Origin of the sequence: Castellaniella sp. (assembly GCF_049650445.1) — a bacterium.
Lineage (GTDB): Bacteria > Pseudomonadota > Gammaproteobacteria > Burkholderiales > Burkholderiaceae_B > Castellaniella.
This window is the reverse complement of record NZ_JBASAD010000039.1, coordinates 30789-54126: the sequence shown is the minus strand read 5'-3', so window position 1 is coordinate 54126 and position 23338 is coordinate 30789. Positions and strand designations below refer to the sequence as shown.

The 23338-nt window shown below is 64.8% G+C and carries 25 protein-coding genes and 1 pseudogene; 18 read left to right on the top strand and 8 right to left on the bottom strand.

What is annotated here, in order from left to right; translation table 11 throughout:
• From WA983_RS14570 to WA983_RS14510, 13 genes are all read left to right on the top strand, one after another.
• On the top strand, positions 1-497 hold a 497-nt coding region (locus tag WA983_RS14570; RefSeq protein ID WP_424312245.1), incomplete at its 5' end, for a polysaccharide biosynthesis protein.
• A gap of 75 nt (positions 498-572) precedes the next feature.
• Positions 573-1433, top strand: a complete 861-nt coding sequence (dinD, locus tag WA983_RS14565; protein WP_424312244.1) for a DNA damage-inducible protein D — start codon at positions 573-575, stop codon at positions 1431-1433.
• Positions 1434-1550: 117 nt separating this feature from the next.
• Positions 1551-2867, top strand: a complete 1317-nt coding sequence (locus WA983_RS14560; protein ID WP_424312243.1) for a hypothetical protein — start codon at positions 1551-1553, stop codon at positions 2865-2867.
• A 150-nt stretch (positions 2868-3017) separates the two neighbouring features.
• Positions 3018-3872 carry an ATP-binding protein gene (locus WA983_RS14555; protein WP_424312242.1) on the top strand — a complete coding sequence of 285 codons (855 nt, stop codon included), beginning with the start codon at positions 3018-3020 and terminating at the stop codon, positions 3870-3872.
• A gap of 14 nt (positions 3873-3886) precedes the next feature.
• Complete coding sequence (locus WA983_RS14550; RefSeq protein WP_424312241.1) at positions 3887-4249, top strand: STAS-like domain-containing protein; 363 nt, start codon at positions 3887-3889, stop codon at positions 4247-4249.
• Positions 4236-4790: a hypothetical protein gene (locus WA983_RS14545; protein WP_424312240.1), complete on the top strand. Its 555-nt coding sequence runs from the start codon at positions 4236-4238 to the stop codon at positions 4788-4790. Before WA983_RS14550 ends, WA983_RS14545 begins: the two co-directional genes overlap by 14 nt.
• A 143-nt stretch (positions 4791-4933) precedes the next feature.
• A complete protein-coding gene (locus tag WA983_RS14540; RefSeq protein ID WP_424312246.1) occupies positions 4934-6211 on the top strand; it encodes an oligosaccharide flippase family protein in 1278 nt (425 codons plus the stop codon).
• On the top strand, positions 6208-7305 hold the full coding sequence (locus tag WA983_RS14535; RefSeq protein ID WP_424312239.1) for a glycosyltransferase: 1098 nt from the start codon (positions 6208-6210) through the stop codon (positions 7303-7305). The genes WA983_RS14540 and WA983_RS14535 overlap by 4 nt, the downstream gene beginning before the upstream one ends.
• The gene (locus WA983_RS14530) at positions 7299-8117 is read left to right on the top strand and encodes a glycosyltransferase family 2 protein (RefSeq protein WP_424312238.1); all 819 of its coding nucleotides are present in this window, start codon (positions 7299-7301) and stop codon (positions 8115-8117) included. The genes WA983_RS14535 and WA983_RS14530 overlap by 7 nt, the downstream gene beginning before the upstream one ends.
• On the top strand, positions 8114-9235 hold the full coding sequence (locus WA983_RS14525; RefSeq protein ID WP_424312237.1) for a glycosyltransferase family 4 protein: 1122 nt from the start codon (positions 8114-8116) through the stop codon (positions 9233-9235). The genes WA983_RS14530 and WA983_RS14525 overlap by 4 nt, the downstream gene beginning before the upstream one ends.
• A gap of 113 nt (positions 9236-9348) precedes the next feature.
• Positions 9349-11952 (top strand): exopolysaccharide biosynthesis polyprenyl glycosylphosphotransferase, encoded by a 2604-nt coding sequence (locus WA983_RS14520; RefSeq protein ID WP_424312236.1) that lies wholly within the window; start codon positions 9349-9351, stop codon positions 11950-11952.
• Between the two features lie 14 nt (positions 11953-11966).
• Positions 11967-12344, top strand: a complete 378-nt coding sequence (locus tag WA983_RS14515) for a two pore domain potassium channel family protein (RefSeq protein WP_424247809.1) — start codon at positions 11967-11969, stop codon at positions 12342-12344.
• 83 nt (positions 12345-12427) lie between these two features.
• Positions 12428-12502 carry a hypothetical protein gene (locus WA983_RS14510; protein WP_424247813.1) on the top strand — a complete coding sequence of 25 codons (75 nt, stop codon included), beginning with the start codon at positions 12428-12430 and terminating at the stop codon, positions 12500-12502.
• Between the two features lie 24 nt (positions 12503-12526).
• On the opposite strand, the gene WA983_RS14505 is transcribed toward WA983_RS14510, so the two are convergent.
• Together WA983_RS14505 and WA983_RS14500 are read right to left on the bottom strand one after the other, a co-directional pair.
• The gene (locus WA983_RS14505) at positions 12527-12814 is read right to left on the bottom strand and encodes a helix-turn-helix domain-containing protein (protein WP_424247808.1); all 288 of its coding nucleotides are present in this window, start codon (positions 12812-12814) and stop codon (positions 12527-12529) included.
• A pseudogene (locus tag WA983_RS14500) lies at positions 12801-13004 on the bottom strand (type II toxin-antitoxin system RelE/ParE family toxin); the annotation flags it as partial. The gene WA983_RS14505 and the pseudogene WA983_RS14500, both read right to left, overlap by 14 nt.
• A gap of 178 nt (positions 13005-13182) precedes the next feature.
• On the opposite strand from WA983_RS14500, the gene WA983_RS14495 reads away from it, so the two are divergent.
• The 3 genes from WA983_RS14495 to WA983_RS14485 all read left to right on the top strand — a co-directional run bounded on the left by WA983_RS14495 (position 13183) and on the right by WA983_RS14485 (position 14627).
• A complete protein-coding gene (locus tag WA983_RS14495) occupies positions 13183-13377 on the top strand; it encodes a YqaE/Pmp3 family membrane protein (RefSeq protein ID WP_376811294.1) in 195 nt (64 codons plus the stop codon).
• Between the two features lie 204 nt (positions 13378-13581).
• Entirely contained in the window at positions 13582-13911 is a 330-nt protein-coding gene (locus tag WA983_RS14490; RefSeq protein ID WP_424247806.1) for a YegP family protein, read from the top strand.
• A 107-nt stretch (positions 13912-14018) separates the two neighbouring features.
• Positions 14019-14627 (top strand): glutathione S-transferase, encoded by a 609-nt coding sequence (locus tag WA983_RS14485; protein WP_424312235.1) that lies wholly within the window; start codon positions 14019-14021, stop codon positions 14625-14627.
• Positions 14628-14661: 34 nt separating this feature from the next.
• On the opposite strand, the gene WA983_RS14480 is transcribed toward WA983_RS14485, so the two are convergent.
• The 6 genes from WA983_RS14480 to WA983_RS14455 form a co-directional block, all read right to left on the bottom strand.
• The gene (locus tag WA983_RS14480) at positions 14662-14853 is read right to left on the bottom strand and encodes a hypothetical protein (protein WP_424312234.1); all 192 of its coding nucleotides are present in this window, start codon (positions 14851-14853) and stop codon (positions 14662-14664) included.
• A gap of 336 nt (positions 14854-15189) precedes the next feature.
• Entirely contained in the window at positions 15190-16095 is a 906-nt protein-coding gene (locus tag WA983_RS14475; protein ID WP_424312233.1) for an NAD(P)-dependent oxidoreductase, read from the bottom strand.
• Complete coding sequence (gene cobA / locus WA983_RS14470) at positions 16092-16997, bottom strand: uroporphyrinogen-III C-methyltransferase (RefSeq protein WP_424252188.1); 906 nt, start codon at positions 16995-16997, stop codon at positions 16092-16094. Before cobA ends, WA983_RS14475 begins: the two co-directional genes overlap by 4 nt.
• On the bottom strand, positions 16975-17451 hold the full coding sequence (gene nirD, locus WA983_RS14465) for a nitrite reductase small subunit NirD (RefSeq protein ID WP_424252186.1): 477 nt from the start codon (positions 17449-17451) through the stop codon (positions 16975-16977). Before nirD ends, cobA begins: the two co-directional genes overlap by 23 nt.
• A gap of 11 nt (positions 17452-17462) precedes the next feature.
• A complete protein-coding gene (gene nirB, locus WA983_RS14460) occupies positions 17463-20027 on the bottom strand; it encodes a nitrite reductase large subunit NirB (protein WP_424312232.1) in 2565 nt (854 codons plus the stop codon).
• Between the two features lie 36 nt (positions 20028-20063).
• Entirely contained in the window at positions 20064-20900 is an 837-nt protein-coding gene (locus WA983_RS14455) for a formate/nitrite transporter family protein (protein WP_424252183.1), read from the bottom strand.
• 279 nt (positions 20901-21179) lie between these two features.
• Between WA983_RS14455 and ddpX the strand changes: the two genes are divergently transcribed.
• Together ddpX and WA983_RS14445 are read left to right on the top strand one after the other, a co-directional pair.
• Positions 21180-21737, top strand: coding sequence for a D-alanyl-D-alanine dipeptidase (gene ddpX, locus WA983_RS14450; protein WP_424312231.1), 558 nt, complete (start codon positions 21180-21182; stop codon positions 21735-21737).
• A 36-nt stretch (positions 21738-21773) separates the two neighbouring features.
• A complete protein-coding gene (locus WA983_RS14445; protein WP_424312230.1) occupies positions 21774-23336 on the top strand; it encodes an ABC transporter substrate-binding protein in 1563 nt (520 codons plus the stop codon).
• The last annotated feature ends 2 nt before the right edge of the window (positions 23337-23338 follow it).

The following is a 23338-nucleotide window of genomic DNA, read 5'->3' as shown; positions in this document are numbered from 1 at the left end:
GTTTCGGCAATGTGCTGGGCAGCACGGGCAGTGTGATCCCGAAATTCCAGGCCCAGATCGCGCATGGCGGGCCGGTGACCGTGACGCACCCGGAGATCAACCGCTATTTCATGTCCATCCCCGAAGCCGCGCAGCTCGTGCTGCAGGCGGCTGCGATGGGGCAGGGCGGCGAGATCTTCGTCCTGGACATGGGCGCGCCCGTCAAGATCGTTGACTTGGCGCGCAACATGATCCGTCTGTCGGGTTTCACCGAAGACGAGATCCACATCGAATTCACCGGCCTGCGTCCTGGGGAAAAGCTGTACGAGGAGCTGCTGGCCGACGCAGAGGAGACTCTGCCGACCCCTCACGAGAAACTGCGTATCGCGCGGTCGCGCGCGGTGCCGGAGGCGTTTTACGAGGGCGTGCTGGCTTGGCTGGCCCGGGGGCCGCAAGAGGATGTGGATGTGCGGGCGGGGTTGAAACAGTGGGTGCCGGAGTATGAGCCTAGGGGGTGATGTATTTGTCTAGCTTGCGTCTAATGCTGTCTATGCTAGGCTAACAATGATGTGCCTTTCCTCTAGGTTTCTCCCATGGTCAACGAACTGATCCAGCGGATACAAAATCACCTTGACGCAATGGCACAGGTGATTCCCAGCGAGAACATCGAGTTCTGGTATGCTCGCGATTTGCAGGAACCCCTGGGCTACGCGCGTTGGGAGAACTTCCTGACCGCTATCCGGCGCGCCATGGAGGCTTGTGAATCAACGGGTTACGGTGTGGGAGACCATTTTCGTGGCGTCACGAAAATGGTCTCGGTGGGTAGCGGAGCCGAGCGACCGATTGATGATTTCATGCTTACCCGCTATGCCTGCTATCTGATCGCGATGAACGGCGACCCTCGTAAAGAGGCGATCGCGTTTGCCCAGAGCTACTTCGCCACGCAGACTCGCAAGCAGGAGCTGATCGAGGAACGCATGCGTTTGCAGGCTCGCTTGGATGCCCGTGACCGCCTGCGTGAATCAGAAAAATCCCTGTCCCAGAACATCTACGAGCGTGGTGTGGATGATGCTGGCTTTGGCCGTATCCGCTCCAGGGGTGATACCGCGTTGTTTGGCGGCAATAGTACCCAGAAGATGAAAGACCGCCTGGGCGTTGCTCCGGCCCGTCCACTGGCAGATTTCCTGCCAACGCTCACCATCGCGGCCAAGAATCTGGCTACCGAGATGACTAACCACAATGTGCAGCAGGCGGATCTGCGCGGAGAGGTCAGGATCACCGACGAGCACGTGCAAAACAATCTCAGCGTACGCGGCATGCTCGGGCAACGGGGCATCCGGCCAGAGCATCTGCCGGCGGAAGAAGACATCAAGAAGCTGGAGCGGCGGGTGAAATCCGATGAAAGGAAGCTCGAAAGGCGCTCTGGAAAGCTGCCAGGCAAAGAAACTGTCTGATGAAATCCCCCCGTACTTCATCTAATAATCCCTAACCATTCGTATAGTCTTTCACTGCTAACCTGATGCCTTGGGCATCCAGACAGCCAGGGGAGGGTTTTTTTGGGACGAGTGGTGATGAGCGACAGGCTTCCTGTCGCATTGTTGACGGCGTCCCTGGTCCTGATGGTGTCGGGCAGCCTGCGGGATCTCGTGTCTCCCCTGGGGTACTGGGGCGCATGGGGGCTGTGGGCCGTGGTGACGCTGATCGTCACGCGCCACATCCAGGGGACCCGCACCCAAACCCGGCCGCCCGGCTGGGTGATGGCCTCTTACGCCATCCTGATCGTCGGGATGCTGCTCTCGGCCGCTTTCAATCGCGATGGCGTCTCCGCCTATCAGGCGGTCAAGATCGGCGTGGTTGCGCTCATGTTCATGGTGATGTGGCGTCTGGCCGAGCGGCTCGATGGGCGGCGGCTGGTCGGGGCGATGGGCTGGACGGTCGTGGTGGTGCTCGTCAGCCTTGCCGTGTCCAAGGTCTGGAATCCCACCGGACAGGCCCTGCTTGCCGGCCCCCGGGAAGGCAGCTTCCTGGCGGTGTACGGCGTGTTGTGGAAAGCCGGGGCCTTTTTGCTGCCGGTGTTCCTGGCGGATGCGGTCGAGACGCCCGGCGCCTGGGCCAGGAACGGCCTGATGGTCGCCGCGTGTGTGTTCCTGGTGCTGATCGATGGCAGCCGGACGGGCCTGTTGCTGCTGGGGGCGACCGCGGTCGGCTTTCTCGCCTTTCTTGTGTGGCGCGGAGGCTGGGCGTTGATGCGCCGCCAGTTTCGGTGGTTTGGGGCGGCGCTTGTCCTGTTGCTGTGTCTGCAGGTGCTCAATACGGGGGCGAACCTGGGCGTGGCGGGGCAGTGGTGGGCTGGAAACACAACGGCGGGCAGCGTGTCGGATGGCGTCGGGGCTGCGGCCCCCCCGCCAGCGGTTGCGGCCCAAGCCGCGACGGCCCGGCCGGCCCGCGTCCTGGAAGGCGCCCTGGATCGGACCTTCGAAACCCGGATCGGCGCCGGCGACCCCGCGCGCATCAAGCTGCTGCGGGCCAGCCTGGGGCAGATCGAGGCCTGTTGGCCGCTGGGCTGCGGTTTCGGTGCGACGGGGGCGGATATCGGCACCGGGACGCAGATGGTGGTCCATAACGCTTATCTGGCGGCGTTGGGGGATTTCGGTGTGCTGGGGCTGGTCGGCATGCTGGGCTTTCTGGTGGCTGCGGCGCTGCCGGTCTGGCGGGTCCTGCGGCGGGGCGACCGGTCTGCCCAGGGCCTGTTTGTCGTGGCTGCTGCAGGTTCGGCGCTGGCCTACGGCACGTCGCTGATGCTCAATACCTTCACGACCGAGATGTCGGAATGGGGCTATCTGATTCTCATGCTGGCGTTTGCGTGGGCTCCGGCTGGGGGTGATTGATCAGAACGGTGGACACTTTTGCCCTGGTGCTGCCGCCGCAGAATGGTGTGCCGGTTATGATAGCGCTTGGCAGCGGATGATCTATGAGTCGATTACGACGGTGGCCGTCGTCTTGTGTCCTGGGTGGCTGTACCTGATCAGAGGCCCGTCTTGAAATTTCTCATTCATGATGTTCGGTGCAATATTGAGGGCTACGACAGGATCGCCAGGCTTTCATCTGACCTGAAGCCGCTGTGGTTCGAGCAGATTGAATTGGATTTTTCCGGGTGTGAATGGTTCGATGCAAACATGAGCGCCCCCCTTGGGGTCGTATTGGCTCTTGCGGCGGATCGGATCAATGACGTGCGCTTGATGAATCTTCGCCCCGGCGTGGAGTCGATATTGTCCAGGAACCGTTTTCTGCTGGGGTATGGATATCAGGAGCGGACTGACGCCTATGGTTCTACTTTGCCTTATCGTCGCCTTCAACCGGATGATGCGCGGTATTTTTCTGCGTATGTGGATGCCAATCTGGAACGGCAGAGGATTCCGCGCATGTCGGACGGGTTATCGCGTCGTTTTAAAGACAGCATACTGGAAATTTTCGATAACGCGGCTGTTCACTCGGAAACAGAGTTGGGGATTTTTGTATGCGGTCAGTATTTTCATAAGCGACACAAACTGGATTTTTCTATCGCTGATGCCGGAATCGGAATTCGGAGAAAAATCGCCAATGAACTGGGCTTGAAGATGCCGTCACATGATGCTATTGCATGGGCATTGGAAACCGGGAATACAACCCGGCAAGGCAAAATCCCGGGAGGTATGGGCCTGAAGATCATGCGAGAGTTCATCGAGATCAATCGTGGCAGACTGCAGATTGTCTCGGATCGTGGCTATTGGGAGCAATGCGATGACGGCAAGCTGGTCCATCGTCGGATGGATGACTCCTTCCCGGGGACTGTGATAAATATAGAAATAAATACGGCGGACGAAAGGTCTTATCGGTTGTCCTCCGAAATTTAAATAACGGAATTGCAATGGCTGATACGGTGCTTCTTCGTATATACGATATTGTCGGCGGCCCTGTCTGGGCGTCGATGGATGATGGGCAGAAAGTCTTCGATAAGATCACCACCGCTTTCAAGGCGGGGCGGTCAGTGGCTTTGTCGTTCGCAAATCATAAAAATATGATATCCGCCTTTTTGAATGCGAGTGTCGGCCAGTTGTATGGGGGGGATTATGAATATGATTTTCTTGAAAAAAATCTTGCCTTTATCGATATCGATGAAGATGATCTGGCTTTGCTTCGTCGCACCATAGATAACGCCAAGCGTTATTTTTCAAATCGTCAGGCCTATGACCAGGCCTGGAGGGATGCTGTCGAAGATGATGAAGAATAACTCGATTCATGCGGCACCCTATGTGTTCCGTGCGGAAGAACGGATTCTCGTGGATGCCAATGTCTGGCTTTATCTGCAGCCGCCAGTGGCGCGGCCTGCGCCTTCATGGGCCAACCGGGGTTACTCCAGGGTTTTTGCCAATCTGTTGGCGGCTGGCGCTGTGCCGGTGATTGATGCGTTGATTTTGAGTGAGTATCTGAATCGGTATGTGCGAATCGAATACGACGCATGTTGGAAAGAGGGCTATGCAAAATTCAAGGATTTCAGGTCTTCTCCAGCGGGAGTGACTGTGGCGGAAAATGCCGTGGCTGAGGCAGAGCATATCCTGTCGTTCACTGGAAGATTGCAGGATACGATGGCAAACGAGATCTCCCTGAGCGATGTTTTTGCAGAATTCAAGCAGGGATCCATCGATTTCAATGATGGGATATTGATCGAGAATTGCCGTTTGCGGCAGTGGAAATTCCTGACGCATGATGCGGACATCCGGGTGGGTGGGATCGACGTCCTGACTTTGAACAAAAAACTGCTTGGCGCTTGATGTCGGGCGGTAGCCGGCCCTGTCATCCGACGACGGGTGAGCGCCATCCGTACTTCATTTCATACTCCCTAACCATTCGTATAACTCTTCGCTGCTAAGCTGACGGACTTGCATCAGATAGCCGGAGAGGTTTTTTGGAACGAATGGAGCGCAGTTCCACCCGGGCGCGGATCGCCCGCAATGCGGGCGCGCTGTATGTCGTGCAGCTTGTCTCGTTTCTCATCCCGATTTTCGAGATCCCCATTCTGGCCCGCGCGCTGGGCCCTGCGCTGTATGGCCAGGTCCTGTTCTGTCAGGCGCTGGCCCTGACGGCCTCGCTCCTGGTGGAGTACGGCTTCAACATCAATGCGGCGCAGCAGGCCGCCCTGGCACGCGGGCGGCTGGGTGAACTGAACCGTCTGTTCGGCCAGGTCTTGCTGGCCAAGATCCTGCTGGCGGTGCCCCTGGCCGGCCTGATGCTGGCGGCCTGGGCGCTGGGGCTGCTGGATGTCTATCTGAGCAGCGCGGCGCTGCTGGGGTTCGTGCTGGCCTATTTCCTGGCGTTTGGCTTCAGCCCCATGTGGTATTTCCAGGGGCGGGAACGGATGGCGGGGCCCGCGCTGCTGGATGTGGTCCTGCGCCTGTGTGGCCTGGGCGTGCTGGCGGTCCTGATCCGTGCGCCGGGCGACTTTCTCCTGGCCCTGCCGATTCTGGCGATTCCCCCTTTGCTCAATACCGCGCTGACGCTGGGCTGGTGCCGGCTCGAGGTCGGCCCGGTGCGTTGGGATTTTCAGGGCGCCTGCCGCCAGATCCGCGAGGGGTTCCATTTTTTCGTCTATCGCAGCGCCAGCAATCTGGCGCTGTCGGCGATTCCAGTTTTCCTGGGCCTCAGTGCGGGCAAGCAGGCGGTGGGTGAATTCGCGCCGCCCGAGAAATTGATCAAGGGCATGACCAGCCTGGCCATGCCGTTCCTGTCGGCGGTGTTCCCGGTCTTTTCCCGGCGCCTGGAGGCGAGGGACGAAACGGTGTCGTTCCGGGCACCTCTGGCGGTGCTGGCGGCGATTGCGGCCCTGGCCCTGGCGGGCACGGCGCTGGCGATCCTGGTCGGCCCCTGGGTGCTGGATGCGATGCTGGGTGCCGGCTTTGACGGGGCCTTGGCGATTTATTTCGTGCTGATCGTGCTGGCGCCGCTGCGCATCCTGAATCAAAGCATCGCAATGGTGCTGCTGATCCCCGCCGGCCGGTCCAAACCGGTCAGCTACGTGATTTCGGCATGCTCCATCCTGGGCGTTGCCTGCGGCACGGGACTGTCGTTGCCCTACGGGGGGCTGGGCATGGCGGCGGGCCTGGTGGGCGTCGAGGCGGTGCTGCTGGTGGTGATGGTCGGTATGGCGGTGGCCCTGGTGCGGCGGCGCGTCGCGATCGATGGAGGCGCTCGATGAGGGTCCTGCTGGTCGTGACCGGACTGCAACTGGGCGGCGCGGAACGCCAGGTGGTGGACCTGGCCGACCGGCTGGCGGCCCGGGGTCATGCGGTTGCCATCGCCTATCTGACCGGGGATGCCGCCGTGCGCCCCGGCGCTGCGGTCGAGCTGTATCCGCTGGGGTTCAGCAAGACGCCGCTCGGTGTCCTGCGGGGCTGCTGGCGTTTGCGCCGCCTGATCCGCGCCTGGCGGCCGGACGTGGTGCACAGCCACATGGTGCATGCGAATCTGGTCGCCCGGGTCGTGCGGCTGACCGTGACCATGCGCCGCCTGATCTGCACGGCGCACAGCCCGGCCGAGGGCGGCAGGGCCGTGATGCTGGCCTATCGTGTGACGGATCGGCTGGCGGACCTGTCGACCCATGTCAGCAGGGATGCCGTGCAGGCTTTTGAACGCGCGGGGGCGGTGCCCCGGGGGCGGATGCTGCCGGTGCTCAATGGCATCGACGTGCGGGTGTTTTCCGCTGCGCCGGACTTGCGCGAACAGGCTCGCCGTCGGGTCGGCCCGCCGCTGGGTGCCCGGCTGCTGTTGTCGGTGGGCCGTCTGGCCGAGGAAAAGAATCATGCGGGTCTGTTGCGCGCCTTTGCGCGGCTGGCGCCGCAGTACCCGGACGTTCGTTTGTGGGTCGTCGGCGACGGGCCTTTGCGAGACGCCTTGTTGCGCCAGCGTGCGGCCCTGGGGCTGAATGATCGGGTGGCGTTTCTGGGGGTGCGACAGGACGTGCCCGACCTGATGCGCGCTGCCGACGTATTCGTGCTGCCCTCGCGTTTCGAGGGGTTCGGGCTGGTGGTGGCCGAGGCGATGGCCTGCGGGACGCCGGTCGTGGCCACGGATGCGGGCGGGGTGGCCGAGGTCCTGGAGGGCGCGGGCATTCTGGTCCCCGTTGGGGATGATGCGGCGCTGGCGCGGGGCCTGGTCGAGGCCTTTGCGATGGACCCCGGGCGCAGGGCTGCGATGACGGCGGCGGCGCGCCGGCGGGCCGAGCATGACCTGGACATCGAGCGCGTCGTGGCTGTCTGGCTGAAACTCTATCAGGGGGAAACCACGTGCTGACCATCCTGACGCCGACGTACAACCGCCGGCCCACATTGCCACGCCTGTATGAAAGCCTGTGTGCACAGACCCGGCTGGATTTTGAATGGCTGGTGATCGATGACGGCAGCACGGATGACACGGCGGCGTGGCTGCAGTCGTGCCAGGCGCGGACTTCGGCATTCGCCGTGCGCAGCCTGAGCCAGGCCAATGGCGGCAAGCATGTGGCCCTGAACACCGGGGTACGGGCGGCGCGGGGGGACTGGGTCTTCATCGTCGACAGCGACGATTGCCTGACGCCGGATGCGGTCGAATGCCTGATGGACGCGGTGGCGCAGGCCTCGCAAGCGCCGCGACTTGTGCCGGGCGTGTGTTTTCGCCGGGCGGGCCCGCAGGGGCGATTGATGGGGCTGCCCTGCGAAGGCGTTCCGTCGCCTTTTGTGGGCACGCCCAGCCAGGTGGGGCGGATGGTCCGGGGCGACCTGGCCTATGCATTCCGCCGGGACGTCATGGCGGATCTGCCCTTTCCGGTCATCCCGGGGGAACGGTTCGTGCCCGAACTCTATATCTGGAACCAGATCGGCGACCGGGGACCGGTCTGGTTTTATCTGGACCGGGCGATCTATGTGTGTGAATACCTGGACGATGGCTATACCCGGAACTTCCAGGCGCATCTGCGGCGCAATCCCGGCGGGTTTCTTCTGTTCTATGCGGCGCAGATCGGCAGGGAGCCGCGCTGGCTGGACAAGCTGAAGGCGGGGATCCGCAGCGTGCAGTGTCTGGTGTATTGCGCGGTCAAGGCTGCGGCCGATCGCAGGCGCGCCCGGACATGACGAGCCTCGTGATCGTGTCCCACCACGCGGTGGACCTGCTGAAATTCCGGGGGCCTCTGATCCGCGACCTCGCGGCATCCGGCGTGCGGGTGCGCTGCCTGGCGCCGGACTACGACGCGGCGACGCGAACGGAACTGGCCGCGCTGGGCGCGGAGCCCGTGGATTACAGCCTGCAGCGCACCGGCATGAATCCGCTGCGTGACCTGGTGGACGTCGTGGGGCTGGTCCGCATCCTGCGGCACCTGGCGCCAGACGTCGTGTTCGCGTTTTCCACCAAACCGATGGTCTACGGGACCCTGGCGGCATGGCTGGCCGGCATCCCCAAGCGCGTCGCCATGGTCGAGGGGGCGGGCTATCTGTTCACGTCCCCGGACGAGCGGCCCGGCTGGCGCCGCCGCATCTTGCTCGGTGGGGTCAAGGCCTTGTACCGCCTCGCGCTGGAGCGCGCCCATCGGGTGGTCTTTCTGAATCCGGACGACCAGCACGAATTCGTCGAGCAGGGCCTGGTGGCGCGTGAAAAAACCGTGCTGTTGGGCGGCATCGGTGTCGATCTGCAAGTCTGGGCCGTCGCGCCGCCGGTGATCGAACCGATGTGTTTTCTGCTGGTGGGGCGTGTGTTGCGAGAGAAGGGCATCGTGGAATATGTCGCCGCTGCCCGGCAAGTCAGGAAACGGTATCCCCAGGCGCGCTTCGTGCTGCTGGGTGGCCTGGATTCCAACCCCGGGGCCTTGGACCGGGCGCAAGTCCAGTCCTGGGTGGATGAGGGGGTGCTGGAATGGCCTGGTTACGTGCCGGTGCGGCCCTGGCTGATGCGCGTCAGCGTGTTCGTCCTGCCTTCGTACCGCGAGGGCGTGCCGCTGAGCACCCAGGAGGCCATGGCGATGGGGCGGCCGGTGATCACCACCGACGTGCCGGGCTGCCGGGAGACGGTGCGCGACGGGGTCAATGGGTATCGGGTGCCGGCGCGTGACGCGGACGCCCTGGCCGACGCCATGTTGCGGTTTCTGGATGATCCTGGGCGGGTCGCATCCATGGGGCAGGCCAGCCGTCGCATGGCAGAGACGTGTTTTGATGTGCGAAAGATCAACCAGAAGTTAGCGGCCTGGCTGCTGCGGTGACTGAGCAGCAGTCCGGTCGGAATAATCTGATTAGAAATAAAGGAACCTATTACATTATCCGGCCGGCGATTCACTAGGATGTGGGTGGATCGCTCAGGGGCTTGATGCTGTAAATGGTTCATCGAGGGTTTTTCTTATCGTTGCTGCTTGCGCTGGGCCTGTTGCTGGCTGCCTTGGGCAGTTTGCGGAATATTGCCACGCCCCTGGGGTATTGGGGCCTGTGGGGTGCCTGGGCGCTGGCGGTGATGGGCCTGACGTGGCCGGTTCCCGCGCCGGGCGCGGGCCGGCCGATGCCGCCTCTCTGGGTCTGGGGCTCGTGCGCGGTGCTGGTCCTGGGCATGGTCTTGTCGGCCGCAGTCAATGACAGCGCCCTTTCCCTGCACCATGCCATCAAAGTCGGGATCATCAGCCTGTGCTTCTGCGTCGCCTGGCGCCTGGCCGGCAGCCTGGGGTGGCGCGAACGGGTCGCGATGCTGCGTTGGGCCGTGGCGATTGTGGTGGGGGTGTTCTTCGCCTCCAAGGCGGCGCCGTACGGCTATTACATCGACCTGGGTTCGGCGGGCCGCGAAGGCAGTTTTCTGGCCTGGCCGGGGGTGATCTGGAAGGTCGGGGCATTTTTCATGCCGCTGTTCCTGGCGGACATGCTGATCCGGCCCCGGGACTGGCTGGCCAACGGCCTGGCGGTTGCGGCGTGCGTCTTTCTGGTCATGATCGACGGTACGCGTACGGGTGTGCTGGTGATGGGCCTGATGGTCCTGATGTTCGGCGGGCTCCTGGCCTGGCGCCGGGACTGGTCCGCCTTGTCCGGGGTGAAGCCGGCAATGGCCGCGTGCGTGCCGGGCCTGCTTGGGTTGCTGTTGCTCAGCACCGGGATCGGCTACCTGAGCCATGGGCTGGGCACGGTGCTTTCTTCACCGGAAATGGCCAGGGCCGGCGGAATGTTCGTGGGGAAGGCCGAAGCGCTGGTGGAGACCTCGGTCGATCCGCTCACCACGACCCGCCTGGGCAACGGCGATCCCGAGCGGATCAGGCTGCTGCAACACGGGGTCGACCGCGCGGTGGACTGCCTGCCTTTGGGCTGCGGTTTCGGCTCCACCGCCATGGACCCGGGCTATGGCGTCGTCATGCAGGTCCACAATGCGTACCTGGGGGTCTTGGCCGATTTTGGCGTACTGGGGCTGGCGGGCATGCTGGGGTTCATCGCCGCGGCGGCGCTGCCGATCCGGCGGGTCCTGGGTGACCGGGCGCGTGATGCGGAGAGCACGTATTTCGTCGTGGCTTCGGCGGGTGCGGCCCTGGCCTATCTGGGCAGCCTGATGCTGCATACCTTTTCGACCGAGATGTCGGAATGGGGCTATCTGATCATGTTGCTGGCGTTTGCCTGGCTGCCCGTGATGGAGGACTATCGGGTCGCCGGTGCGGGCGCCGACGGACACCATGCCTTGGGCTGCTACGAGCGGCGCCATTCCCGCTGGTATGAGTACGTGCTGCTGGGCGGTCCGTTCCAGGTGGTGGCGGGTTTGCTGCTGGTGGCGGTCCTCCCGGCCGCCCTGGTCTGGGGTTTCCCGTTCTGGCGGCCTCTGGATCCCGCCAGGCTCAATACCCTGATTGCCGTCGGCCTGTCGTTTCTGATGTGCGTCCTGACCCTGCGGCGTCTGGGTGCGTTTTCGGGCGGGGCGATCATCGCCCATATCGTCCCGGTCGTGACGGCGGTGTTCCTGGTGGCGTTCGCCGTGCTGTTCTTCAGTCGCAGCGCGTATTCCCGGCCGATCCTGCTGCTGGCTTACGCGGTGGCCCTGGCCTGGTGCTACGGTGCCTATTTCATCGGCTGGAAGTACCGGAAGCTGAAGCTGGCGGTGGTGCCTGTGGGCGGGACATGGGTCATTCGTTCCCGGCGCAATCTGGAGGTCCGGCGGCTCACTGAACCCGATCTGGGCGGGGTCCGCTACGACGCAGTGGTCGCCGATCTGGAGGCCGACGGGCTGGACCCCGACTGGGAGCGGTTCCTGGCCCAGTGCATCCTGTCGCATATCCCCGTTTTTCACGTCCGCCAGATGCAGGAAAATCTCACCGGCCGGGTCGAGATCGAGCATCTGTCCGAGAACGACGTGGGCGCGTTGCTGCCATCCCCGCTGTATTCAGTGTGCAAGCGGCTGATCGATATCGTCGGTGTGCTGGTCCTGATTCCGGTGGTGGCGCCCCTGATGCTGCTGACGGCCCTTGCGATCCGCCTGGACAGCCCTGGCCCGGCGGTGTTCGTCCAGAGCCGCGTCGGCCTGGGCGGCCGCGATTTCCGCATCTACAAGTTTCGCAGCATGCGCGCCGACGCCGAATCGGAGGGCGCGCGCCTGGCCTGCGAGGACGATGAGCGCATCACGCGCGTGGGCCGCTTCATCCGCAATGCCCGCCTGGATGAACTGCCCCAGTTGTGGAACGTGCTGAAGGGCGACATGAGCCTGATCGGCCCCCGGCCCGAACAGCGCGAATTCGTGGACCGTTTCGACGCCGAGATCCCCTTCTACATCTACCGCCACGTCGTGCGCCCCGGCATCACCGGCTGGGCCCAGGTGATGCAGGGCTACGTCGGAGACGCGGATGAGACGCGGGTCAAAATCCAGCACGATTTCTACTACATCAAGCATTTCTCGTTGTGGCTGGATATTCTGATTGCGTTCAAGACGGTCAGGATCGTGCTGACGGGGGAGGGGGCGCGGTAGGGTAGGATGGCGGTGTGTCCCTGACCTATAAAGAGGCGCCTCCCGTGTACGAATCCCGCAATGAACCTTTGCTGCATCCCGCGCATTTCCGCCGCCGTCTGATCCTGCACGCCGGCTATGCCCTGCTGCTGGTGAGCGTCACATTGCTGGTGGGGGCGTTTGGCCACAAGCTCTTCGGCGGTCATGATTGGCATGATGCCTTGATGAACGCGGCCTTCGTCATCGGCGGCATCGGCACCTATGCGATGCCCGAAACATCCGGCGGCAAGATCTTTTCCGCCGTCTACGGCTTCTTCGTCGGTCTGGTCGTGATGGCGACGCTGGGCGTCGTGCTGGCGCCGATCGCGCATCGCATCATGCACAAGTTCCATCTGGACGAGGTGGAGGACTGAGGTCGTCATGGCGGCAGGGGTGGCTTCCTGCATGAGACGGGTGGTCTCTCTCGGCCTGTTGTTGGCCTGTATAGCCTGCAACCATCCGTCGCACGGGTCCCAGGGGCGGGCGCTACTGTTATTCGGATAGTGGCAGGAAAAGCTATTTGAGGAAGTGAGGGGCTGGCTCACACATGATCGTGTCAAACGAAACGGACTTCCAGCTTTTTGCCTAGGGCAGCCGCATATTTTTGCAACGTTGCGATGGATGGTGAATGCTTCCCCGTCATCAAGGCATTTTCCAGTCGTGCCACAGCCGGTGCCTGAGTCCCCATGCGAACCGCGACTTGGGCCTGTGTCAGGCCGGCTTCGGCCCGTGCTTTCAGAATGGCGTCCAGCATGGGCATTTCCTCACGCTCGATGCGTTCGTACTCGGCCCTCACCTCGGGATCGGATAGCGCGAGGGATTTCAGCTCTTCATGGGTGCGCATGTTGGATATCCTTCAGTCGAGCGGCGGCGATGCGGCGTGCCGCAATCGGTGTCTTTTCCGTCTTTTTGATGAAACTGTGCAGCATCACGATGCGGCGGCCCGCTTGGGAGCAATAGAACACGCGCGCAATACCTTCGGCACCCTTTAGCCGCAACTCAAACAGACCGTTGCCCAGGGCCTTGGTATGCGGTTCACCGAGCTGTAAATATTAACAAATATGTTATCTTTCGGAAAGAGTATCGATATAGCGCGGGTAGCGGCATTGTGGTGAAAGCGCGTTTGGCTGGTTTTGATCCGGTTTATCACTGTGGAGAAATACCATCTCCCGGTAGAATGTCCGCTCCATTCCCAATCATCAGATCCCGCACATGCGTCTCCTCATTGCCCTGCTGCTGCCCTGGCTGGCCTTTTTCACCATCGGCCGTCCCATTTCGGGGATCATCTGCCTGATCCTGCAGATCACGCTGATCGGCTGGATTCCGGCGGCGATCTGGGCGGTCTACGCGCTCAGCCAGTACAACACCGACAAGAAGATCGAAAAGGCGATGGGCGGCCGTGCCTGATGTCCGGCCGGCCGGTGCCCGCCGGCTGCTGAGATAGACGGACGCCGGCGTACGCCCGGGTCCATCTGTTTGAAGTGTCAAAATTCGATAAGATTCTCGTCAAGGATTCGTCGCTGGGCCTGCGTGCGATATAGTGTCCAGGCCAGGACGGACGCGGTCCGCGCCCGCCCGGAAACCAGGAAATCAAGAACCGGAGACGAATCCATGAGCGGCGATTACATCCTCAAGCGCAGTGGCGAACAGTTCACATTCAACCTCAGGGCCGGCAATCACCAGGTGATCCTGAGCAGCCAGCGGTACGCCACCAAGGCCTCCGCCCAGCAGGGCATCGAATCGGTGCGCAAGAACGCCGCCGATGATGCCCGCTACCGCCGCCTGACGGCCAAGGACGGTTCCTTCTATTTCAATCTGACCGCCGCCAACGGCGAAATCATCGGCAGCAGCGAGATGTACACGACCGACGCCGCCCGCGACAAGGGCATCGACTCGGTCAAGGCCAATGGTCCGGACGGGGTGGTGAAAGACGAAACCTGAGGGACGTCCTTGGGTGTGTCGTTCCGGGCCGGCCGTCGCTGCATCGCGGACGGACAGGCCTGGGGCGAGGTGATCGATGTGACCGGCATGCGAATTTGGAGAGCCTCATGAAGCTCTATTACTCGTCGACCTCGCCTTATGTGCGCAAGTGCCTGATCGCCGCCCATGAACTGGGCCTGGCTGACCGCATTCAGTTGGCCCCGGTCGTCACCATGCCCACCGCGCACAGTCCGGAACTGATGCGCGACAACCCTTTGTGCAAGCTGCCGACCTTGATCACCGATGAGGGCCATGCGCTGTACGACAGCCGGGTCATTTGCGAATACCTGAACGACCTGAGCGGCGGCCGGCTGATCCCGGCTGGCGGCGGCAAATGGACCGCCCTGGTCGATCAGTCGCTGGCCGACGGAATTCTGGACGCCGCCCTGCTGATGCGCTACGAAGCCGTCCTGCGGCCCGCCGAACGGCAATGGCCCGCCTGGCGCGAGACCCAGGAAGAAAAAGTGCGCAGTGCCCTGGGCCAGTTCGAACGACAGGCCGCGGGCTGGCCGGCCGGTCGCCTGGACATCGGGGTGATCGCGCTGGCCAGCGCGCTTGGCTACCTGGACCTGAGGTTTCCGGACATGGACTGGCGCGGCGCGGCCCCGGGGCTGGCGGCCTGGTTTGCCGGCTTCGATCAACGGCCCTCGATGCGGGCCACGGTGCTGAAGGCCTGAAGCGGCGGAGCGGACGGTTTGCGGCGGGCCGAGGTCAGTCCGTGATGCCTTTGACCTGGGCTTCGTAGTCGGCCAGGCGGCCCTGGACGGCGCGTGTGCCGTAATGGAAAGCCAGCACCGCCGCAGGCCATTGTCGCAGTTCGCTGCCATCGATCTGTTGTTTGCCGAACCGTGTGCGGGTCGTCGACCAAGCGATGGGCAGATGGTTGTTGTGTACGAATTTCATCAGTCCCTTCAGTAGTTCCGGCCTGCTGATGAAACGATCGCTCCATTTGATAACGCTTGCCGTCCTGATCGACACGGAATACCCGTTTGATGAGAAAAGCGGCCTCCAGGTATTCGGAGAAGGTGAGCGGCGGCAGCAGAAAATCGGTGAGTCGGCCTGCGCCCGATTCGGTGCTCTGCCATCCGGCCGGTTTGCCACCACAGGTTCAGTCTCTTAAGATGGTCCGTAACCTGTTGATTTGAAACGTCTCTCATCCGAAAATCCAGTTAAGCATGAATTTTTATGCTTAACTCTATCATGAGAGCAGAGCCGCGGTCTCCCCTGGGCTGCGCGGCGCTAAACCACCAGCGCCACCGCGTTCCGGTATCCCGCGCACAGCGCCAGCACCCGGGCTTCTAGCGTGCGGGTGTCCTCGTGCCGGTCCGTCTCCAGCGGCCGGCGGTCCGCGTCGCGCCGGGCCAGGGACAGCACGGCCTCGTTCACCTGCGTGTCGTGCACCAGCACGTCGGCCTCGTTCAGAGCGCGCAGTTGGCGCAGGGTGATGTCGCCCGGGTCGGCGGGGCAGGGGGCGATCCAGCGCAGGGTGCGCGGCGGCGCCGGTTCGTCGCCGGCCTCGTCCAGGCGGGCAAGCAGCATGCGCTCCGCTGCGGTGGCGTCGTCCGCGTGCAATTGCTCCAGGACGGGGCCCTCGTACAGCCAGTCGTAGAAGCGGCGGCGCGCGCCGTGGTCGGGATAGGCTCGACGGATGGCGGGCCGGTGGTCGTGGGCCAGCCGGGCCAGATCGCCCAGCGCGGGATCGAACAGGGCTTCCATACGCTCGCGCAGGCGCCGGGCGAGGACCGGGGCGGTGCCGCCGGATGACACGGCGATGGTCAGGGGCGCACGGTCGACGACGGCCGGCACCTGGAAGGACGACAGCGCCGGGTCGTCGACGACGTTGGCCAGGATGCGGCGCGTGTCCGCGGCTGCCCTCACTCGGGCGTTGAGCGCGCGGTCGTCGGTGGCCGCGATGACCAGCCAGGCGGAGGCCAGCCAATCGTCCTGGAACGGACCGTCCAGGTGTGCGAGGCGGCCTTCGTCGGCCCATGCCCGCAGCGCGCGGGTCAGGCGCGGCGCGCCCACGCGCACCTCGGCGCCGCAGTTCAGCAGGGCGCGCGTCTTGCGCTCGGCCACGGCGCCGCCGCCCACGACCAGGACCGCGTGGCCGTCCAGGTCGGCGAACAGGGGGTAGAGGGCCTTCATGCGGGGCAGGCCGTGGGGCTGGCGGCCGGGCGATCATTCTGGCCGGGCACGGAGATCGCGCCGGATGCGCGGTCCGCCGGCGCCTTTCCCGGATGGCCGGCTTCGTGTTCAGGCAGGTCTTCCACCCAGGGCACGAGCGCCGGATCGGCCAGGGCGACGACGTCGCCGATCACGATCAGGCAGGGCGATTCCAGTTCGCGGCGGCGGGCGGCCCGGGCCAGACCGGCCAGCGTGCAGCGCACGGCCTTCTGGCGCGAGGTGGCGCCCTGGGACACGAGCGCGGCCGGCGTGGTGCCGGGCAGGCCGTGCAGCAGCAGTTCCGTGCCGACGTGGCCGGCCTGGGACAGCCCCATGTAGAACACCAGGGTGCGCTGGCGGTCCGCCGCCAGGGACGTCCAGTCCGGGTCGCGGGCGCCGTCCCGGCGGTGAGCGGTCATCAGGCAGACGCCGGCCGCCAGGTCGCGGTGCGTGAGGGGGATGCCGGTGGCGGCTGCGCAGCCCGAGGCGGCGGTGACGCCGGGCACCACCGTCACCGGGATACCCTGGGCGCGCAGGGATTCCATTTCCTCGCCGCCGCGTCCGAAGATGAAGGGGTCGCCGCCCTTCAGGCGCACCACGGCGAGTCCGGCCCGGGCATGCGCGGCCAGCAGGACGTGGATGTCTTCCTGGGGCACGCTGTGCTGGCCCGCCCGCTTGCCCACGGAGATCCGGAGGGCACCGGGGCGGCAGTGGCTCAGCAGTTCCGGGGCGGTCAGGCTGTCGTGGAACACGACATCGGCGGCCTGCAGGGCGCGCAGGCCGCGCAGGGTGATCAGGTCCGGGTCGCCGGGGCCGGCGCCTACCAGCCAGACATGGCCGTCCGCCGGGGCCGACGGGGATTCATGCGATGGTTGCGGATGCATGGGTGGCCTCCAGGATGTGGATGGTTTCGGGGTGGCCGACGCTCAGGACGCCATCGGCGTCCACGCGCAGCGGCCAGCGACGCACGCGCACGGTCTCGTCTTCCAGGCACTGGCCGGTGTCCAGGCGGAAATGCTGCTTGTACATGGGCGAGGCGACGACTGCGTGCCCCTGGAGTTCGCCGACGATGCCGCGCGCCAGCACGGCCGCGCCGCAGAAAGGATCGATGTGGTCCAGGGCGAACAGGCCTGACTCGGTCAGGAACACGGCGACCTGTTCGCCGTGGGCGCGGGCCGCGATGCCGGCGTCTGGGATCAACTCGTCCAGGCGGCAGATGGGCTGCCAGGGCGCGTCCGCGGCGGTGTCGGCGCGGATGCGCCCCTCGGGTTGCGGCGTATCGTCCGGGTCGAGGGACTGGGCGACGCCCTTGGCGCGGCGATGGGTCGATGGCTTCATGGCGTTCTCCTTCATTCGGCCGGGGCGGCCAGGGCCTCGCGTTCCCGCACGGTGGCCGGGCGCGGCTGGCCGCGTTCGCGTACGTGGACGATGTGTTCATCGGGTGCATCGCTGTTGACCAGGGACCGGAAGCGGCGCAGGGCCTGCTCGTCCTTCAGGGTGGCGGCCCATTCGCATTCGTAGGCGTCCACCAGGGCCTGCATCTGCGCCTCCAGTTCCGCGCCCAGACCCAGGCTGTCGCGCACGACCACGTCCTTCAGGTAGTCCAGGCCGCCTTCCAGGCTTTCGCGCCAGGCGGCGGTGCGCTGCAGTTTGTCCGCCGTGCGGATGTAGAGCATCAGGAAACGGTCGATCATGCGGATCAGGGCATCGTTGTCCAGATCCGAAGCCAGCAGTTCCGCGTGGCGCGGGCGCATGCCGCCATTGCCGCAGACGTACAGATTCCAGCCCTTTTCGGTGGCGATGATGCCCACGTCCTTGCTCTGTGCCTCGGCGCATTCGCGCGTGCAGCCCGAGGCGGCCATCTTGATCTTGTGCGGCGCGCGCAGGCCCCGGTAGCGCTGTTCCAGGCGGATGGCCATGCCCACCGAATCCTGCACGCCGTAGCGGCACCAGGTGCTGCCCACGCAGGACTTGGCCGTGCGCAGGGCCTTGCCGTAGGCGTGGCCGGACTCGAAGCCGGCGTCGACCAGTTCACGCCAGATCGTCGGCAACTGTTCCAGGCGCGCGCCGAACAGGTCGATGCGCTGGCCGCCGGTGATCTTGGTGTACAGATCGTACTTGCGGGCGACCTCGCCGATGACGATCAGCTTGTCGGGCGTGATTTCCCCGCCCGGGATGCGCGGCACCACGGAATAGGTGCCGTCCTTCTGCAGGTTGCCCAGGTAGGCGTCGTTGCTGTCCTGCAGAGGCGCGTGCCTGGGCGCCAGCACGTATTCATTCCAGCACGAGGCGAAGATCGACGCCGCCGTGGGCTTGCAGATGTCGCAGCCCTTGCCTTTGCCGTGGCGGGTGATCAGGGTCTTGAAGTCGCGGATGTCGTTGACGCGGACCAGGTGGTAGAGTTCCTGGCGGCTGTAGGGGAAGTGTTCGCACAGGCTGTGGTCCACGGCGATGCCCCGGCGCCGCAGCTCGCTTTCCAGCACCTGCTTGACCAGGGGCACGCAGCCGCCGCAGGTGGTGCCTGCGCGGGTGCGGGCCTTCAGGTCGCCCAGAGTCGCGCAGCCGTCGACGATGGCGCAGCACAGGGCGCCCTTGCTGACCTGGTTGCAGGAACAGATCTGCGCCGTGTCGGGCAGAGCGTCCACGCCCAGGACCGGGGCGGCGCCGGCCTGCGGCGCGATCAGCGCGGCGGGCTGCGCAGGCAGATCCAGGCCGTTGCTGAAATACTGGTCCAGCAGGCCGAAGGCGCTGGTGTCGCCCACCAGCACGGCGCCGCGCAGGCGCTTGCCCTTCGTGTCCATGACCAGCTTGCGGTACGTGCCGGCCAGCGTGTCCTCAAACACGCAACTCACGCTGTCGGGCGCGCGGCCGTGGGCGTCGCCGATGGAGCCGACGTCCACGCCCAGCAGCTTGAGTTTGGTGCCGGGCAGGCTGCCCTGGAAGACGGGCGTGTCCCGGCCCAGCAGGTGCGCGGCGCAGACCCGCGCCATCTCGTAGCCGGGCGCCACCAGACCGAAGGTGTTGCCTTGCCAACTGGCGACTTCGCCGATGGCGTAGACGTCGAGGTCGGAACTGCGGCAGTGTTCATCGATCACGACGCCGCCGCGCGCGCCGATCACCAGGCCGCAGTTGTGCGCCAGGCGGTCGCAGGGGCGGATGCCGGCGGAAAAGACCACCATGTCGGTTTCCAGGAAGTCGCCATCCGAGAAACGCAGGCGGTGGCGCGAGCGCAGACCGTTGCCGATGGACGAGGTCATCTTCGAGGTGTGGACGTGGATGCCCAGGGCCTTGATCTTCGTGCGCAGCAGCCGCCCGCCGGGCTCGTCCAGTTGCGCCGACATCAGGTGGGGCGAGAACTCGACGACGTGGGTGTCCAGTTTCAGCCCGCGCAGGGCGCGGGCCGCCTCCAGTCCCAGCAGGCCGCCGCCGATGACCACGCCGCACTGGCTGCCGGCGGCGCAGGCGCGGATAGCCTCCACGTCCTCCAGGGTGCGGTAGGGCAGGCAGCCGGTCCGGTCCGCGCCCTTGATGGGCGGGATGAAGGGGGTGGAGCCCGTGGCAATGACCAGTTTGTCGTAGGTGTGGAACTGCTCGTCCGACACGTGGACACGGCGCCGCTTGCGGTCGATCCAGGCGGCCCGCGTGCCGCGCAGTACGGTGATGTCGTGCTCGCGGAAGAAAGCCTCGTCGGCCAGCGCCAGGTCTTGGGCATCTGCGCCGTCGAAGCATTGGCTGAGCCGCACCCGGTCGTAGGCCAGGCGGGGTTCTCCGCAGAGCACGGTGATGTCGTAGCCGTGCGCTTCGCGTACCAGGGCTTCCAGCAGGCGATGGCCGACCATGCCGTGGCCGATGACAATCAGGCGTGGCGTGGCGACCGGACCGGCGGCAGAGGCGGGAAGATCGTGGGGATTCATGGTTCGCTCCAGGAAAATCCGGTAGTTGGATGAGACTCAGGGCCGCGCGGTGGGCGTGTCCAGGGCGGGTCGTGCGTCGGATTCCCGGACGGTGGCGGGTGCCGGGACGGGCCGGGCGGGCGAGGCCGCCCGGTAGGCCCCCGCGACGAAGACGGCCCCGCCTGCGAGATTCCCCAGCGTCACCCAGACCAGGTTCCAGACCATGCCGCCCAGGCTCACGGTCTCGGGGTGGTTGCCGGCCAGGGCCAGCAGCAACAAGGTCATGTTCGCCACGCTGTGCTCGTAGCCGCTGGCGATGAAGGCCATCAGGCACCAGGAGATGACGATGCAGCGCGCGCTGTCGGAGGACACGCGGGCCGACATCCAGACCGCCAGGCAGACCAGCCAGTTGCACAGCACGGCGCGGGCGAACAGGCTCGCGGCGGTGCCGTTCATCTTGTGCGCAGCGGCCGTCATCAGCAGGCCTTGGGGATCGTCCAGCAGCCCGCCGCCTCCGCCCATGACGAACAGGCCCGCCAGCACGGCGGCGCCGCACAGATTGCCGACCCAGCTCACGCCCAGGACCGAGAAAGCCTCGGCCCAACTCCCCTGGCCCCGGTAGCGTCGCAGGGCCATGACCATGGTGTGGCCCGTGAACAGTTCGGCGCCGGCGATGACAACGAGGATCAGTGCGATGCCGAACGTGGCGCCCATGACGAGCGGGCGCAGGTCCGGCGGCACGTGGCTGCCCAGGCTGAGAATCAGCAGGATGCCCAGGCCGATATAGGCGCCGGCCAGCATGCAGCCCACGAAGAATCCGTGCGGCGCGCGGCGCAGCAGGTCGAGTTTGGCGTTGGCGGCTTTCACGAAACCGTCGATGGTGTCGTCGTACATGGTGCTCTCCCTGTCAATGAAAGGACTTCATTCAGAGTGAAGCAATTCACGTGCCAACTTTCCGGATCGTGTTCAGGCGGGAGGCGCCTTCGGTCCGGACGGGCCGGAGGGCCCGCCGATGGGGCAGGCCTGCATCAATGCGGTGCCGCGGTGCACCATGGTTCGCCGGTGAGCGCCTGCGGGCGGTCGCCTGGAATGTCAGTAGAATATTTGTCCCACATCCCATGAGCCTGGGCCGATGCAGCGCAGCCTGCGTCGATCCGGATGGACAGGACACACATGCCGGACCTGATCGCAATTCCCGAAACTGATGGCCTGCGTATTTCGCTGGCCTACGCCACACCCGACAACCTGACTGGCCGGCCGGTGTATGCCTCCGGCGCCCGGTGCGCCCTGAGACCGATCGCGGCGGACTGTCTGCAGCGGGCGGCGCGTGCGGCGCGGCGGGCGGGCCTGGGCCTGATCGTCTACGACGCCTACCGCCCGGCGGCGGCCCAGGCGGTGTTCTGGCGGCTGTTGCCTGATCCGCGCTACGTGGCGGACGCGTCCCAGGGGTCGAATCACACCCGGGGCGTGGCGGTGGACGTGGGGCTGCTGGACGCCGGCGGCGTGCCGCTGGACATGGGCACGGGTTTCGACGACATGCGTGACCAGTCGCATCACGATCGCGACGATCTGCCGCCCGACGCGCAGCGCAACCGGCATCTGCTGCTGGGGATCATGCTGCAGGCTGGATTCTGCTCGATTCCGACGGAGTGGTGGCATTACGAATTGCCCGATGCGCAGGAATATGCCTTACTGCCGGAAAGCGATATGGTCCGGGTTGACGTGGACTGAAACGATTTCGAGACGATTTCATCGGAGGAGACACCTATGCAATCCAGAATTCGAACGGGCATGCGCCGCACCCTGATGGCGGCCGTGCTGGGCGCGGGGGCCTGGGCCCTGGCGGGCGGGGCGCTGGCGGCGACGCCGGCCGATACGCTGGTGATCGGCAAGCCGGCCGACCCGCAGACGCTGGACCCGGCCATCACGATCGACAACAACGACTGGACGGTCACCTATCCGGCCTATCAGCGCCTGATGCGCTACAAGCAGGTCGATGGCAAGGGCTCGACCGAGGTCGAGGGCGATCTGGCGGCCAGTTGGTCCGCCTCGCCGGACAATCTGGTCTGGACGTTCAAGCTGAACGCAGGCCAGCAGTTTTCCGACGGCAGTCCCGTGAACGCTCAGGCGGTGAAGCAGTCCTTCGAACGTCTGCTGGCCAAGAAGCAGGGGCCGTCCGAGGCCTTCCCCGCCGACATGAAGATCGACGCTCTGGACGTGCAGACTGTGCAGTTCACGCTGCAAAAGCCTTTCGCGCCGTTCCTCTACACGCTGGCCAATAATGGCGCTTCCATCGTCAACCCCAAGGCCATGCAGCGTGATGACGCCGATGCCTGGCTGTCGGGCAATACGGCGGGCTCCGGACCCTACCAGTTGGTGTCCTGGCAGAAGGGCCAGTCGCTGTTGCTGGAGCGCAATCCGCATTACGCGGGCTCCAAAAAGCCGGCGCTGGACAAGTTCGTGGTGAAGATCGTGCCGGAATCGTCCGCGCGCCGCCTGCAACTGCAAAAGGGCGATCTGGACGTGGCCGAGGAACTGCCGGTGGATCAGCTCCAGGCCCTGAAGAAAACCAAGGACGTGGTCGTGGCCGAATTCCCGTCGCTGCGGGTGACCTACCTGTACCTGAACAATGCCAAGGGACCGCTGGAAAACGCGGACCTGCGCCGTGCCGTGGTGGCCGCGCTGGACTACCAGGGCATCGTGGATGGCATCATGATGGGTCAGGCCAAGCAGATGCGCGGCCCGATCCCCGAGGGCATGTGGGGCTATGACGCCGATCTGCCGCAGCCCAGGCAGGACGTGGCGGCGGCCAAGGCGCTGGTGGAAAAGGCCGGCGGGGTGAAGTCGCCGCTGCTGCTGCGCTATTCCACCCAGGACCCCGCCTGGGAGCCCATCGCCCTGACGGTGCAGGCCAATCTGACGGCGATCGGCGTGCCGGTCAAGCTCGAAAAGCTGGCCAACGCCACCTTGCGTGAAAACCTGGGCCAAGGCAATTTCGACATTTCCATCGGCAACTGGAGCCCGGACTTCGCCGATCCCTACATGTTCACCAGCTATTGGTTCGATTCGGGCAAGAAGGGCCTGGCGGGCAACCGTTCCTTCTATTCCAATCCCCAGGTGGACCAGTGGCTGCGCGAGGCCGCCACGCTCAGCGACCAGGCCAAACGCGTGGCGCTCTACAAGCAGGTCCAGGCGCAGGTCGTGAAGGACGCGGCCTACGCCTACCTGTATCAGAAAAACTATCAGGCCGGGCTGGGGGCGAACGTCAAGGGCTTCGTCTTCAATCCCATGCTGGAGCGCGTGTTCAACGTTGCCGACATGACGAAGTAAGT

What these genes read in the sequence shown, in the direction of transcription:
- WA983_RS14490 (WP_424247806.1), top strand. Translation starts at nt 13,582, where the DNA reads ATGAGCGGCGATTACATCCTCAAGCGCAGTGGCGAACAGTTCACATTC.
- WA983_RS14455 (WP_424252183.1), bottom strand. Translation starts at nt 20,900, where the DNA reads ATGTACGACGACACCATCGACGGTTTCGTGAAAGCCGCCAACGCCAAA.
- ddpX (WP_424312231.1), top strand. Translation starts at nt 21,180, where the DNA reads ATGCCGGACCTGATCGCAATTCCCGAAACTGATGGCCTGCGTATTTCG.
- WA983_RS14540 (WP_424312246.1), top strand. Translation starts at nt 4,934, where the DNA reads ATGGAGCGCAGTTCCACCCGGGCGCGGATCGCCCGCAATGCGGGCGCG.
- WA983_RS14545 (WP_424312240.1), top strand. Translation starts at nt 4,236, where the DNA reads ATGATGAAGAATAACTCGATTCATGCGGCACCCTATGTGTTCCGTGCG.
- WA983_RS14505 (WP_424247808.1), bottom strand. Translation starts at nt 12,814, where the DNA reads ATGCGCACCCATGAAGAGCTGAAATCCCTCGCGCTATCCGATCCCGAG.
- WA983_RS14445 (WP_424312230.1), top strand. Translation starts at nt 21,774, where the DNA reads ATGCAATCCAGAATTCGAACGGGCATGCGCCGCACCCTGATGGCGGCC.
- WA983_RS14535 (WP_424312239.1), top strand. Translation starts at nt 6,208, where the DNA reads ATGAGGGTCCTGCTGGTCGTGACCGGACTGCAACTGGGCGGCGCGGAA.
- nirD (WP_424252186.1), bottom strand. Translation starts at nt 17,451, where the DNA reads ATGAAGCCATCGACCCATCGCCGCGCCAAGGGCGTCGCCCAGTCCCTC.
- WA983_RS14525 (WP_424312237.1), top strand. Translation starts at nt 8,114, where the DNA reads ATGACGAGCCTCGTGATCGTGTCCCACCACGCGGTGGACCTGCTGAAA.
- WA983_RS14480 (WP_424312234.1), bottom strand. Translation starts at nt 14,853, where the DNA reads ATGAAATTCGTACACAACAACCATCTGCCCATCGCTTGGTCGACGACC.
- WA983_RS14495 (WP_376811294.1), top strand. Translation starts at nt 13,183, where the DNA reads ATGCGTCTCCTCATTGCCCTGCTGCTGCCCTGGCTGGCCTTTTTCACC.
- WA983_RS14485 (WP_424312235.1), top strand. Translation starts at nt 14,019, where the DNA reads ATGAAGCTCTATTACTCGTCGACCTCGCCTTATGTGCGCAAGTGCCTG.
- nirB (WP_424312232.1), bottom strand. Translation starts at nt 20,027, where the DNA reads ATGAATCCCCACGATCTTCCCGCCTCTGCCGCCGGTCCGGTCGCCACG.
- WA983_RS14560 (WP_424312243.1), top strand. Translation starts at nt 1,551, where the DNA reads ATGAGCGACAGGCTTCCTGTCGCATTGTTGACGGCGTCCCTGGTCCTG.
- WA983_RS14475 (WP_424312233.1), bottom strand. Translation starts at nt 16,095, where the DNA reads ATGAAGGCCCTCTACCCCCTGTTCGCCGACCTGGACGGCCACGCGGTC.
- WA983_RS14550 (WP_424312241.1), top strand. Translation starts at nt 3,887, where the DNA reads ATGGCTGATACGGTGCTTCTTCGTATATACGATATTGTCGGCGGCCCT.
- cobA (WP_424252188.1), bottom strand. Translation starts at nt 16,997, where the DNA reads ATGCATCCGCAACCATCGCATGAATCCCCGTCGGCCCCGGCGGACGGC.
- dinD (WP_424312244.1), top strand. Translation starts at nt 573, where the DNA reads ATGGTCAACGAACTGATCCAGCGGATACAAAATCACCTTGACGCAATG.
- WA983_RS14520 (WP_424312236.1), top strand. Translation starts at nt 9,349, where the DNA reads ATGGTTCATCGAGGGTTTTTCTTATCGTTGCTGCTTGCGCTGGGCCTG.